Genomic DNA, 12,880 nt, shown 5'->3' with positions numbered 1-12,880 from the left:
TTAAACCAGCTACCTCTTTTATACTTTTAGAATATGAATGCTAAGAAGCATTAGGAAAGAAATAGCGATCATGCACAAAACCCATGTCCAGGCAAGGGTCATGTTCCCCGAATCAATGGCCATATAAATAGCCAATGGCGTTGTTTGGGTTTTCCCTGGAATATTACCCGCAAACATTAACGTAGCCCCAAACTCACCTAATGCACGAGTGAAGCTCAAAATTCCTCCTGAAACAAGAGCCTTTAATGCAAGTGGAATGGAAATGAACATAAAGACTTGCCATTCGTTAGCCCCATCCACTCGTGCTGCATGTTCAATATCGCAATCAATCGAAGAAAAGCCCGTTTTGGCCGATTGATACATTAATGGAAAGGCAACGATGGTAGAGGCGATGACGGCTGCCCACCATGTAAACATGACAGGCTGATCAAAAAGCCAAATAATTAAATTTCCTAATAAGCTATTCTTGCCAAATATAACGATGAGCAGGAAACCTACTACAGTTGGAGGTAATACTAAGGGCATCAGCAAAACCGTTTCCAGTAATAACTTCCCCTTAAAATGATGGGTCGCCATCCATTTGCCCAGTAAAATTCCTGCCAATATAGCAATAATACCGGCAACAAAGGCAATTTCTATCGAAAGCCTAAGGGGAGACCAAAAATCGGTACCCATCCTTTATTGCACTCCTTTAAACCCATACTTTTTAAAGACTTCCATTGCCTCATCACTTTGTAAGAAATGATAAAAATCTTCAGCCTCTTGTACATGCTTACTATTTTTAATGACACCAACAGGATAAATAATTGGTGTGTGGGTTTGATCATCTGCAGTTGCAACGACTTCGACCTTATTCGATACAAGCGCATCTGTTTTATAAACAATTCCTGCATCTACATTTTCTGTTTCGCTATAAGTAAGGACTTGGCGTACGTCTTTTGTGTATACTACCTTGGATTCAAGTGACTCCCACAGTTGCATATTTTTTAATGTTTCCACACCGTATTGCCCCGCAGGCACTGTTTCAGGTGTACCGAGTGCAATTTTTCCTGCTTGTTTTAAATCTTCAAAGGATTGGATTTGTTTGTCATTTTTTTTAGGAACGATTAATACTAATTCATTTGCTAAAAGATCCACTCCTTGATTAGGATCAATCATCTCTTTTTCTACAAGCGCATTGAATTTATCTTCGGCTGCCGAAAAGAAAAGATCTGCAGGAGCACCCTGTAAAATTTGTTGCTGTAATGCGCCTGAACCTCCAAAGTTATAGAGGATTTTAATTGTATCGTGTTCTTTTTCATATGTTGTTTTTAGTTCTTCTAGGGCATCTTGTAAACTAGCAGCCGCAGAAATGGTTAATTCAATCGGCTCTTTTACTTGCGGATCATTTTCTTCGTTTCCACAAGCAGCTAATAGACCAACTAGAATGAGTATGGATGCAAAGAAACTATAAAATTTTTTCACTTTATTTTTCTCCTTTTATAACTCGTTATAACAAGACATAACTAATTATAATAAGTTATAAGTGAAAAAGAAACCTGTAATTGGTAGAAAATTTCAAGATGTTCACACGTAAATAAATAAGTTACCATGTAAGAAGAGGCTTATAGGAGGAGAATGATATGTCACAAGAACAATCCTATACAATTGAAGAGGTTGCACAATTATTAAAGGTTTCGAAATTAACGGTCTATGATTTAGTGAAAAAAGGAGATTTGCCCGTTTTCCGAGTAGGACGCCAAATGAGGGTGGACCGTGCTGATTTACAGGGCTATATACAAAAACGTAAGACAGGTAATGCCGCATCGACGCCAGTAGGAGCCAGCCAAACAAAAAAACTTCCAAAAATAATTATTAGTGGACAAGATGTAGTGTTAGATGTATTAGCAAAATACATGGAAAAAAGACAGTCTAGTAAAGTATTGAGATCTCATGAAGGTAGTTTTAATGGTATCATGGCGATGTATAACGGAGAATGCGATATTGCCAGTTTACATATGTTTGATGGGGACACAGGAGACTACAATACACCCTATGTAAAAAAGATTTTTGTGAGCCATCCTTTTTTGCTCATTAATGTAGTGTCCCGTAGAGCAGGTTTCTATGTTCAGCAAGGAAATCCTCTCCAACTAGAATCCTTTAAAGACTTTAAGACCAAGTCATTTACGCTCATCAATCGTGAGAAAGGATCGGGTGCACGTACTTTATTAGATGAGCAATTACGTATTCATCACATAGCTCCTTCTACGATTGATGGCTATGACAAAGAAGAAATGAGCCATCTCGATGTCGCATCGGCTGTAGCAAATGGGCATGCAGATGTTGGCATAGGGGTTGAGAAAATTGCTAAACTAGTAAACGTTGATTTTATTCCTGTTATTAGAGAGCGCTATGATATTGTGCTGTTAAAAACACCTGACAATCAACAATTAATTGATACGGTGAAGGAGATTTTGACGTCAGCAGATTTCCAATCTGAAGTGGCCGCATTAGGAGATTATGATGTTTCTCAAATGGGTCAGGTCATCTATGAAACACTGTAACTGAAATTATCGTTTGTATTTCTAGCATAAATGGATTACAATTTTACTTGGAAATTTTATGGTCGTTGTGTTTTCTGTACATTGCAGAACGTCTATGAAATTTCAAATGAAGATTTGGTGAGATGGATAATTTAGTAGGTAAAACTGCTAGGATATTAGCCCACCATAAAATAGTTGGCGTCAAAGATGCGCAACTATTTTATGGTGGGCTTTTTGCTGTAAACAAAAGGAGTTGGATCAGATGACGTGGACAGTATTACACATTATTGGCATTATTGCCTATGCAATTAGCGGCGCATTTGTCGCCTTACAGGCCAAATACTCTTTTATTGGTATATTTGTACTCGGCCTAACAACCTCTTATGGTGGGTCCATTATTCGCAACGTTGTACTTGACATACCTGTGTCCGATATATGGGAGCGACAATCCTTACTAGTCGTTTTAGTGACGCTGACAACTATTTTATTTGTGAAAAGAAATTGGATACATCACTGGAATCGCTGGGGCTATTTCTTTGATTCAATTGGTCTTGCTTCTTTCGCAATACAGGGTGGATTATTAGCCAAAAGCCTAGATCACGATCTAGGGATCATTATTATAGCTTCTATGTTTACGGGTGTTGGCGGTGGCATGATACGGGATTTATTGGCTGGTAGAACGCCTCTTGCATTAAGAGAAGAGATTCATGCCGCCTTAACATTTGTCTGTGGGCTTTGTATTTGGGCAGGGTGGAGCAGTCCGCTTGAATTATCAGTTATCGTTATTTTCATTGTGGTCATTCGAATGTTATCTGTGAATAATAAATTGAAGTTTCTTACTAAACAAACTTCCTAGTTTATGTACTAGTCATTTACAGGGAAAATAGGAGCATTGTCGAAGTAGATAGTTGTAGAAGCTTTTTTTCTAGGCTGAACGAAGAATGGAGGCAAGACAACATGTCAATTGAGAAGTTGGGTAAGTGGTTACAATCCTCAAAGAATACAGTGATTTTAACGGGAGCTGGCATGTCAACAGAAAGTGGGATTCCCGATTTTCGCTCAGTGTCAGGGTGGTGGAATCATATTGATCCCAGAACTGTAGCGACTACAGAAGCATTGACAGAGAATTATGCTTTATTTCATGAATTTTATAAACTACGTATTGAAACATTAGACAAAGCAGCGCCTCATGAAGGTCATTCTATTTTAGCTGATTGGGAACAAAGGGGTATCGTATCCTTAGTGGCGACTCAAAACGTAGATGGGTTTCACCAATTAGCGGGAAGTCAAAATGTAGAGGAATTGCATGGCTCGATACGGTCCATCCGTTGTCATCGTTGCCAGCAGGCTGCCTTTATAGATGACTTTAAGCGTAAAGCCAGTTGCCCACAATGCGGTGGTACATTGCGTCCAAATGTTGTGCTTTTTGGGGAAAGCTTACCACAAAAAAGCTGGCATATAGTCATGGAGGCAATAAAAAGAGCCGAGCTTGTCCTAGTGATTGGAACGAGCCTCGAAGTATATCCGGTGAACCAGCTTCCAATGATGACAAAAGGAAAGACCGTCTACATCAATTTGGATACCTCTCAGCATACAGTGCCATTTGATTTGGTCATTGAGGGCAAAATTAAAGAAGTGTTACAACAAATACCCATCTAAAAAAGGCGCCCTTGTAAGCTAAGGGGCGCCTAAAACATTTGCGGTAAAAATTCTTTCATGAAGCGTTGATTTTTCCGTAACCATATTTTTAATATCATACGATGTGTTAATAATCTATGCCGCTTATTGGGCCTTGCCTTCGCTTCAATTAAGCTTTGTAGTAGAATACAAGTTTCCGTAGCAAAGGCTTGGGGCTCTACGAGAACATCAAGCTTATAGTCGATGAGTTGTGCTGTCTGAATCTTTGCAAGTAGTTGAGCAAATTGTATGTTCATCGCCGCATAATTTTCTGCTAATTCTAGGTCGATCAGGGTATAGAGTACATGTTCAATCTCAAGTTCTAATTCTTGTAGTAGCTCATTGGATGGCTGTGTCATTCCTATCACCTCTTTTACACGGCAAAATAACCAATGGTGGCAAATAATATGCCAAACAGCAGGGTACTAGCGATATAGCTTATTACTTGCCCCCATTTTTGCTGTTCAATTAACTGTAATGATTCAAATCCAAAAGTCGAAAATGTTGTATAAGCTCCTAAAAAGCCAATGCCAATTAGCTGCCATAACCAATCACTGAGATGGAGGGCAAAAACAAGACCGAGTGCAAAGGAACCTGTACAATTGATAATAAAAGTTGCCCACGGATACGGATGGGCCAATAGTTTGCCTAAATAAAACCTTAAAAAGGCGCCAAAAAATCCACCAATCCCAACAAAAATCATGCCAGTCGCCCCCTTGCAAGACGAATGCCCAACCAGGCGCATATTAAACCGCCTACAACACTTATGACAACATAGAGAACTGCTAGGAGCCACTCATTTTGTTGAACGAGTAATAATGTCTCTAAGGAAAATGTTGAATAGGTAGTAAAGGCCCCACAAAAACCAGTGCCAATCCCAAGTACAACGGGTGTGCGCTTTGTAAAAGTAGTGAAAAGCCATGCTAGGCAAAAGCAGCCAAGTAAATTTATACATAATGTTGTGGATGGAAAACCTTCCGAGTTTGGAACGGCAAGACTCAGGCCATATCGGCAAATGGCTCCAATAATGCCGCCAATCCCAACAGTGAAAAATGATTTCAATGTAAAGACCCCTTACTTAAATGACTATTATTAAAAAGTGTATCACGAGAAGAAAATTTTAGAAATATTCGATAGTGGGAAATTCAATAAATGACCGAAAATGTCCCTAGATGGTGTTTACCTATATATATAGTTGATAGATCGTGCTATAGAAGGGGTGAGTGATTATGCTGTAACGATATAATATATAAATATAGTATATAAACATAGATTTGCGGTAGGTTTGAGAAAATTTGGAGTCTAGTGGCTAGCTAAAAAAGAGGTACAGGCAATACATGCAAAAATCACCGCTTACGGGTTATCCGTAAACGGCTAAACCAGTAACGGAAAACCCGCCACTACTAAATAATAAATAACTAAATAATAAATAACTAAATAATAATAATGATGATATATAGACATCTAGAAAGAAAAAGAGGCATGCTACTTTCTCAAAAGACTGCTGAGCGCGTAGTAAAATTTTTCTCACTGCCAGTTCATTTCAGTCTTTAGGTTAATGTAAGCTATCAAAAAATAATGTAATGTTAAAAGCAATAAATGACGAACATGCTTTCCTTTTGGGTCTTTGGTATAAAATTGTATTTTAGTGCTTTAAAGCGCTAACTATTTCCCTGAAAATGATAAAAATAACTGGGGAATAGTTGACAATTATTTCTATAGTGTGATAATCTTCAAGAACACTATAACAAATAAACCAAAGGAGGGCATGACAATGTTAATTTCATCAGTATCATATTCAATCACAGCTACATACATTGTCCATGCCTAACGCTTATTTAAGATTGCACATAAAGGTATGGATTTGATCCTGCCTTTTATAAGAGACACATGCTCTTTGGAGGGGTATGTGTCTTTTTTGGTGCCTAAAAAGGTTATAGTGAAAACCAAAAAAAGGAGTGTATGTTTATGCGAAACACTGTACGACGAATGATTTTCAAAAAGGAATTTCTAGAAAGTGGGTAGCCATGCTACAACAGCACGGAAGAAAGAAGGTTATCATGTATGTTTGATGTTTTAAGTAAATTAGGCTGGTTCTTCAAGCGGTATTGGAAACAATATACAGTCGCGATTGTGCTATTGATGATTGCCAGTGGGTTAGAGGTTGTCCCTCCGTATTTACTGGGCTCGATTATTGATATATTGACTGCAGGGGAAATGACGCCAGCTATTTTAACAAAGTATGTGTTTATTTTTGTCGGGATTATTATTGGGGGTTATCTGCTGAATTTTGTGTGGCAATTCCGACTATTTGAAGGGGCTATTAACCTGGAGAAAATTTTACGTCGTAATTTGATGCAGCATTTTTTACGAATGACTCCAACCTTTTATGAAAAAAATCGCACAGGGGACTTAATGGCTCGGGCAACAAATGACTTAAATGCCGTTTCTACGACTGCGGGATTTGGGATTATGACGTTGATTGACTCAACGATTTATATGGGTTTTATCATTTTTGCAATGGGCTATATGATTTCTTGGAAGCTAACACTCTTTGCTATGCTACCCGTTCCTATTATGGCCATCCTCATTCAATATTTAGGAAAGATTGTTCATGAACGTTATATGAAGGCTCAGGATTCTTTTGGGGAATTAAATGACAGTGTTCTTGAATCAGTCGCAGGTGTGCGAGTAGTCCGTGCCTATGTGCAGGAAAAAAAGGATGAGGCTAATTTTGCGGATATGAGTGAAATCGTTTATGAGAAAAATATTCATACGGCTAAAATTAACGCTTTATTTGGCCCGATTACTAAAGTGGGCACAGGAATCAGCTATGTTGTTGCGCTCGGATATGGTGCTCATTTAGTGGCAACGGAGGCCATGACAGTAGGGCAACTTGTTACCTTTAATGTTTATTTAGGATTAGCGGTTTGGCCAATATTTGCCATTGGAGAGCTGATCAATGTCATGCAACAAGGGAATGCATCACTCGATCGTGTACAGGAAACGTTAAACTATGAGGCGGATGTTCAAAATATTCCGAATCCCCAAATGATTGCGACACCTAAAGCGATTGGCTTTGATGATTTAACATTCCAATATCCAATGAGCCAAGTGAAAAATCTACAACAAGTTTCATTGTCATTGAAAAAAGGTCAAACACTTGGCATTGTTGGAAAGACAGGCGCGGGGAAAACAACCTTCCTCCGTCAATTATTACGTGAATATCCAATCGGTCAGGGACAGCTTTCCATTGACGGTATTGACATTACGGCTCAAACGAAGGAGCAGATTCTAGATTGGATTGGCTATGTACCACAAGACCATGTGTTATTCTCACGGACTATTCGTGAAAATATATTATTCGGGAAAGAAGATGCGACTCAGGCAGAATTGCAGCAGGCGATACGTGCGGCGTATTTTGAAAAGGATTTAGAAAATCTATCAATGGGTCTTGAAACGCTTGTAGGTGAAAAGGGTGTATCTCTTTCGGGCGGTCAAAAGCAACGTGTGTCCATTGCTCGCGCATTAATTAAAGATCCTGAAATATTAATGCTAGATGATTCACTGTCAGCTGTTGACGCAAAGACAGAAGCTAGAATTATTGAAAATATTCAGCGAGAGCGTGATGGGAAAACAACGATTATTACTACGCACCGATTATCAGGTATTCAACATGCTGATATTATTATCGTGTTGGATGATGGGCAAGTTGTTGAGCAAGGAACACATGAGGAACTTCTTTCACGACAAGGATGGTACAAGGAGCAATTTGACCGTCAGCAGCTAGAAGGAGGTGCCTCATGAGTACGAGTCAACGTTTAATGCGCTATGCAATGTATTTTAAAAAGCCTATTTTTTTAGGCTTATTCTTCTTAACAATCGCCGTTTTTACGGAGCTTGTTGGGCCATTTATTGCTAAACATATTATTGATAATTACATGACGATTGGTCATATTGAAATCAAACCGATTACGTGGTTATTAATTGTTTATTTACTATTAGCTATTGCTACAGCGATATTACGCTATTTTATGTATATTTACTTACAAATTGGTGCGAATCGGGTTGTTCAAAAATTACGTAAAGATGTGTTTGAACATATTCAAACATTACCGATCCAGTACTTTGATAATTTACCAGCGGGCAAAATTGTTGCGCGTGTTACAAATGATACAGAGGCGGTTCGGAATTTATATGTACAGGTACTCTCCAATTTTGTGACGAGCTTTATATCCATCTTTGGAGTTTATATAGCACTCTTTATTTTAAATTGGAAAATGGCAATGCTTGCTTTAACGATGATTCCTATTGTGTATTTATGGATGATTTTGTATCGAAAATTTGCTTCCAAATATAATGATGTGATCCGTACGAAAATTGCCGATATTAATGCCATGATTAATGAATCTATTCAAGGGATGACCATTATTCAAGCATTCCGACGTGAGCAACAAATGACGAAGGAATTTGATGATATGAATAATGAGCATTACGCTTACGAGCGAAAGCTTTTAGTTCTTGATTCAGCCACATCCTTTAACCTTGTGAATACGTTAAGGATGATTATGTTTACAGTCTTTATTGTCTATTTTGGTACACAATCCTATACAGCCACTGAAGTGATTTCAGCGGGTACATTATATGCGTTTGTCGATTATTTAACAAAGCTATTTAATCCTATTACGAATATCGTGAACCAATTTTCTCAGCTTGAACGTTCTCTTATTGCTGGGAAACGTGTGTTTGAGGTGCTAGATACAGATGGTGAGCCTGTATCAGAAAAAAGTTTACCAAGATATAAGGGCAATGTGCTTTTCGAGGATGTTTCATTTGCCTATAAGGACAATGAATACGTACTTAAGAACCTTTCATTCGAGGCCCATCAAGGTGAAACCATCGCCTTAGTTGGTCATACAGGCTCAGGGAAAAGTTCGATTATGAACTTACTATTCCGCTTTTATGATCCATCAAAAGGGAAAATAACCATTGATGGTGTTGATATTACATCTGTTCCTCGTCAAACAATGCGGGAGCATATGGGAATTGTGCTTCAAGACCCGTATTTATTTACGGGAACCATTGCCTCCAATGTGAGCTTAAATAACCCAAATATTTCTCCAGAAAAGATTAAGGATTCCTTAAATGCTGTTGGAGGAGAACGTGTTTTAGCGAATTTACCGAATGGTTATGATGAGCCTGTAATCGAGAAGGGAAGTACATTATCTTCAGGACAACGTCAGCTTATTTCCTTTGCAAGAGCTCTTGCCTTCGATCCAGCCATTTTAATATTGGATGAGGCAACATCCAATATTGATACAGAAACAGAGGAAATTATTCAGCATGCCATGGATGTCCTGAAAAAAGGACGAACAACGTTTATTATTGCCCATCGACTTTCTACGATTAAAAACGCAGATCGAATCCTAGTGTTAGATCGAGGTGAAATTGTCGAGAATGGCACACATGATGAATTGCTTGAGCTTGGTGGGATTTATGAAAAAATGTATCAAATGCAAGCCAATTCCTTACAATAATCTAGATAATAAAATCTTACGGGTCAGACCGTAGACAAGAGCCATCGAGAAGTAAACTCTCGATGGTTTTTGTCATTTTCTTTCAGGACACTCCTGAGGTGAATGGTAGTTTTCTTCACGAGTTTTACTGCTCTTGATTGTCATGAAAAAGAAAAAAGACTATAGGCAACTCAAAAATTTTAGAGTTGATCTATAGTCTAATCTCACTTCTATTACATTAGGGCATATTATTTATTTCACATATTTAAAGACATTGACAAAGAATAACAGTACGGAAAGGGCTACAGCAATGCCACCACCTGAAACAAATAGCTCAAATAACCACCGTGGCACATCTAGATAGACCATCATCATTCCAACTAATAGGAATGGTAGACCAATATTGTAAAGCCAGAACTGTGCTTTAGCGAGACCTGTTTCCGCAGCATCTTTATAAGTTGAATAAATTAAACCAATGAATCCAGTAGTCAGCCAACCTACCACACCAATATGAGCATGTGTCGCTTTCCATTGAAGTTGAACAGTATAATGCATAAACAGTCCAAAAGCAAAAACAATCAATAAATAGAAGACAGAGAGCTTTATCCATTTAGCACCCATTTTCAACAACTCCTTTCCTGAAAGTGAATTTAGCTAGCTGCTACAGTATATTCGTGTCAAATAAAAATGATGCTTGTATGCATTTGAAAATATATGTCTTTTGTTGTTTTTTTCTAATAGAAATAGTATGAACGTAGTGATGGTTGCAAAATAGTTTAAAAATAAATAGTTTAATGTTAAACTGTTTTTAAATAGATTAGAAGGAGATGTGTATGAATGGGTAAATTAGATAACAAAGTAGTCATTATTACTGGAGGTGCAGGTGGTATTGGTAGTGGTATGGCTAAAGCAATGGCAAAGGAAGGAGCCATTGTCACGATTGTTGACTTAAATGCAGAAGCAGGCGAAGCCATGGAGAAAGATTTACAACAAATTTCTCCAAAGTCTATGTTCTTGCAAGCGAATTTAATGGACCGAGATCAATTACCAAAAATTATCGATACAGTTGTAGAAAAATACGGTAAACTAGATGTGCTAGTTAATAACGCTCATGCTGCGAAACAAGTTACAATAGCAGAAACAACACAAGCGGATCTTGACTTATCATTTGGAACAGGTTTCTATCCGACTTTTTATTTAATGCAGGCTGCATTACCACATTTAAAAGAAACACAAGGCAATATTATTAACTTTGCATCTGGAGCAGGTATCCAAGGCCACGAAACACAGGCAGCCTATGCTGCAGCTAAGGAAGCAATCCGAGGCATTTCTCGTGTTGCTGCAAATGAATGGGGCAGATTTGGTATTAACGTCAATATCATTAGCCCACTTGCAGATTCACCAGGTGTACAAGCATGGGCAAAAGCACAGCCAGAGTATTATGAAGCAGTGAGAAGTAAAATTCCACTAGGTCGTTTTGGTAATATTGAGCAGGATATCGGACGAGTAGCTGTCTTCTTAGCTTCCGACGATTCGCAATACATTACAGGTCAAACGATTATGGTAGACGGTGGTTCATTAATGCTTCATTAATGCTAGGCGTTTGAGGAGGATTTTTTTGAAACAGACAAGTATTTTTAAACTGATTCATATGATTGAACAGGTGAATAACGCCAATATTATACGTTTTACAAAAGCGTTTCCTTATCCATTAGGAATTTCACCAATTTTAGTATTAAATGAGCTACATGTTAAAGGCCCTCAAAAACAGGCAGAATTAGCTGAAACCATTGGCTATACAAAAGGAGCAATGACAAGCATTGCTGAAAAATTAGTCAAACTTGGATTAGCTGAAAGACTGTATGATCCATCTGATCGCCGTACCATTCGTCTGGACATTACTGATGAGGGAAAAGTAGCCCTATCAAAGGCTCAATCTATAGGGAAAGAAGTCTTTGTACAACTTTTTGAAGTATTAGATGATACAGAAATTGCCCAATATTTACAGATTCAAGAGAAACTAGTACAGGGCATTCAAAATAAAAATGAATAGCTAAAATTTATTTTTTGTAAGAAGATGACCTATCCAAATCAACTCACCTCGATCAATTTTTTAGAGGTGGGTTGATTTTATATTGGGTATTTGTTGATTAGCTAACTAGAAGGAATGAAAGAATAACCTCAAGACTAGTCAAATACAATAAACAGGATTGAACGTAAGCGAGCTAGAGGTACATCTGATCATCTACTAAATGTTGTTGAATCTTTACAGTAAAAATATGTGTCCCAAATTGTAAAATAGTTGAATTTATTGAAAATTGTCCGCCTTCATTTTATAATACAATTACGGTTCTATTATAGAGACATATGAGGTGTAAGATGACATTAAAAACATTAGATAACTCATTAGAGGTTCTAAAATATTTTAATAAAGAAAATCCTACATGGGGTGTTCGAGAATTAGCGAAAGAAATGAACATTAGCCATTCTATTATTTATAGGATTTTAGCTACATTTGAAAATCAGGGCTTTCTAATTCAACACCCTGAGACAAAGAAGTATGAACTTGGGCTTCGTTTTCTAGAGTACGGTCAGATGGTAAAAGATAAATTAAACCTTTCTGATTTTGTGTTACCGATTATGAAAAATCTGGCTGAAGCCATTAAGGAATCCGTATTTCTAACATGGCTAGATGGCACAGATGGCGTGACAGTAGAGATTGCAGAGAGTTCTCAAACTATTAAGTTTTCTGTGTCGATTGGTACACGCACCCCATTACATATCGGGGCATCATGTAAAACAATCATGGCTTTTCTTCCAGAGGAGAAGAAAAGAGAGATTATGGACCATGGCATGAAAAAAGTAACCCCAGAAACGATTACAGACCCTGATCAAATGTTAGCTGATTTAGAGAAAATCCAACAGCAAGGCTGGTGCTTTACTACGGGAGAATATTCTCACTCGGTATTTGGGGTAGGGGTCCCTCTTTTTAATAGCAAAAAAGAAGTGATTGCTTCTCTAACCATTGCGGGTCCGATATATCGTAAACCAACAGAGGAGAAGCTACCTGAAATGATTAATGTTCTTCAGTACGGCGCGATGAATATTCAACGATATTTCGATCAGTATAGCTTTAAATTGTACCAAGAATAAGGATGGAAAAAA

At 37.9% G+C, this 12,880-nt stretch carries 14 protein-coding genes; 8 read left to right on the top strand and 6 right to left on the bottom strand.

What is annotated here, in order from left to right:
* Positions 1-18 precede the first annotated feature (18 nt).
* Positions 19-675 carry a molybdate ABC transporter permease subunit gene (gene modB, locus PI85_RS08200; RefSeq protein ID WP_036126622.1) on the bottom strand — a complete coding sequence of 219 codons (657 nt, stop codon included), beginning with the start codon at positions 673-675 and terminating at the stop codon, positions 19-21.
* Positions 676-678: 3 nt separating this feature from the next.
* Complete coding sequence (gene modA / locus PI85_RS08195; RefSeq protein ID WP_036126621.1) at positions 679-1,464, bottom strand: molybdate ABC transporter substrate-binding protein; 786 nt, start codon at positions 1,462-1,464, stop codon at positions 679-681.
* 158 nt (positions 1,465-1,622) lie between these two features.
* On the opposite strand from modA, the gene PI85_RS08190 reads away from it, so the two are divergent.
* The 3 genes from PI85_RS08190 to PI85_RS08175 all read left to right on the top strand — a co-directional run bounded on the left by PI85_RS08190 (position 1,623) and on the right by PI85_RS08175 (position 4,181).
* Positions 1,623-2,543, top strand: coding sequence for a helix-turn-helix transcriptional regulator (locus tag PI85_RS08190; RefSeq protein WP_036126619.1), 921 nt, complete (start codon positions 1,623-1,625; stop codon positions 2,541-2,543).
* 241 nt (positions 2,544-2,784) lie between these two features.
* Positions 2,785-3,378 carry a trimeric intracellular cation channel family protein gene (locus PI85_RS08180; protein WP_036126618.1) on the top strand — a complete coding sequence of 198 codons (594 nt, stop codon included), beginning with the start codon at positions 2,785-2,787 and terminating at the stop codon, positions 3,376-3,378.
* A 101-nt stretch (positions 3,379-3,479) separates the two neighbouring features.
* Complete coding sequence (locus tag PI85_RS08175; protein WP_036126617.1) at positions 3,480-4,181, top strand: NAD-dependent deacylase; 702 nt, start codon at positions 3,480-3,482, stop codon at positions 4,179-4,181.
* A gap of 29 nt (positions 4,182-4,210) precedes the next feature.
* On the opposite strand, the gene PI85_RS08170 is transcribed toward PI85_RS08175, so the two are convergent.
* The 3 genes from PI85_RS08170 to crcB are packed head-to-tail and all read right to left on the bottom strand — an operon-like array spanning position 4,211 to position 5,261.
* Complete coding sequence (locus PI85_RS08170; RefSeq protein ID WP_036126616.1) at positions 4,211-4,558, bottom strand: hypothetical protein; 348 nt, start codon at positions 4,556-4,558, stop codon at positions 4,211-4,213.
* 14 nt (positions 4,559-4,572) lie between these two features.
* The gene (locus PI85_RS08165; RefSeq protein WP_036126614.1) at positions 4,573-4,902 is read right to left on the bottom strand and encodes a CrcB family protein; all 330 of its coding nucleotides are present in this window, start codon (positions 4,900-4,902) and stop codon (positions 4,573-4,575) included.
* Positions 4,899-5,261 (bottom strand): fluoride efflux transporter CrcB, encoded by a 363-nt coding sequence (crcB, locus tag PI85_RS08160; protein ID WP_036126612.1) that lies wholly within the window; start codon positions 5,259-5,261, stop codon positions 4,899-4,901. The genes PI85_RS08165 and crcB overlap by 4 nt, the downstream gene beginning before the upstream one ends.
* Positions 5,262-6,263: 1,002 nt before the next feature.
* Between crcB and PI85_RS08155 the strand changes: the two genes are divergently transcribed.
* Complete coding sequence (locus tag PI85_RS08155; RefSeq protein WP_008178515.1) at positions 6,264-8,006, top strand: ABC transporter ATP-binding protein; 1,743 nt, start codon at positions 6,264-6,266, stop codon at positions 8,004-8,006.
* The gene (locus PI85_RS08150) at positions 8,003-9,736 is read left to right on the top strand and encodes an ABC transporter ATP-binding protein (protein ID WP_036126610.1); all 1,734 of its coding nucleotides are present in this window, start codon (positions 8,003-8,005) and stop codon (positions 9,734-9,736) included. Before PI85_RS08155 ends, PI85_RS08150 begins: the two co-directional genes overlap by 4 nt.
* Before the next feature lie 231 nt (positions 9,737-9,967).
* Here the strand turns inward: PI85_RS08150 and PI85_RS08145 are convergent, their stop codons facing one another.
* On the bottom strand, positions 9,968-10,336 hold the full coding sequence (locus PI85_RS08145) for a hypothetical protein (RefSeq protein ID WP_008178511.1): 369 nt from the start codon (positions 10,334-10,336) through the stop codon (positions 9,968-9,970).
* A 216-nt stretch (positions 10,337-10,552) separates the two neighbouring features.
* Between PI85_RS08145 and PI85_RS08140 the strand changes: the two genes are divergently transcribed.
* From PI85_RS08140 to PI85_RS08130, 3 genes are all read left to right on the top strand, one after another.
* On the top strand, positions 10,553-11,308 hold the full coding sequence (locus PI85_RS08140) for an SDR family NAD(P)-dependent oxidoreductase (RefSeq protein WP_036126607.1): 756 nt from the start codon (positions 10,553-10,555) through the stop codon (positions 11,306-11,308).
* 25 nt (positions 11,309-11,333) lie between these two features.
* Positions 11,334-11,768, top strand: a complete 435-nt coding sequence (locus tag PI85_RS08135; protein ID WP_025117349.1) for a MarR family winged helix-turn-helix transcriptional regulator — start codon at positions 11,334-11,336, stop codon at positions 11,766-11,768.
* A 326-nt stretch (positions 11,769-12,094) separates the two neighbouring features.
* Positions 12,095-12,868 carry an IclR family transcriptional regulator gene (locus tag PI85_RS08130; protein WP_036126606.1) on the top strand — a complete coding sequence of 258 codons (774 nt, stop codon included), beginning with the start codon at positions 12,095-12,097 and terminating at the stop codon, positions 12,866-12,868.
* Positions 12,869-12,880 lie beyond the last annotated feature (12 nt).

Origin of the sequence: Lysinibacillus sp. A1, from assembly GCF_000801965.1 — a bacterium.
Classification (GTDB): domain Bacteria; phylum Bacillota; class Bacilli; order Bacillales_A; family Planococcaceae; genus Lysinibacillus; species Lysinibacillus fusiformis.
This window is presented reverse-complemented; position numbering and strand designations above follow the sequence as displayed.